The following is a 279-nucleotide window of genomic DNA, read 5'->3' as shown; positions in this document are numbered from 1 at the left end:
GTTGAAAATCCTCGGGAAAGCGTCCTCCATCAATGTTCGAAAAGTGCTGTGGACGTGCTCAGAACTGCAGCTTCCGTTTGAACGGGAGGACTGGGGCGCAGGCTTTAAGGACCCCAACGACGCTGAATTTCTTGCGCTGAATCCGAACGGGCTTGTCCCAGTCCTTAAAGACGGCGACTTTGTGTTGTGGGAATCGAACTCGATTATCCGTTACCTTGCCTCCCGCTATGGCGGCGAGCGCCTATATCCCTCTGAACCGGTGGCGCGCGCGAAGATCGA

1 protein-coding gene is annotated in these 279 nt (G+C 55.6%); it reads left to right on the top strand.

The features are described 5' to 3' along the window. Positions 1-279, top strand: a 279-nt coding sequence (locus tag EN859_RS37695) for a glutathione S-transferase N-terminal domain-containing protein (protein ID WP_210237794.1), incomplete at both ends; no start/stop codon positions are given.

The organism is Mesorhizobium sp. M00.F.Ca.ET.216.01.1.1 (assembly GCF_004010325.2).
In the GTDB taxonomy this organism is placed as follows: Bacteria; Pseudomonadota; Alphaproteobacteria; order Rhizobiales; family Rhizobiaceae; genus Mesorhizobium.
The sequence above is the reverse complement of the archived record's forward strand: the minus strand, read 5'-3'. Positions and strand labels throughout refer to the sequence as shown.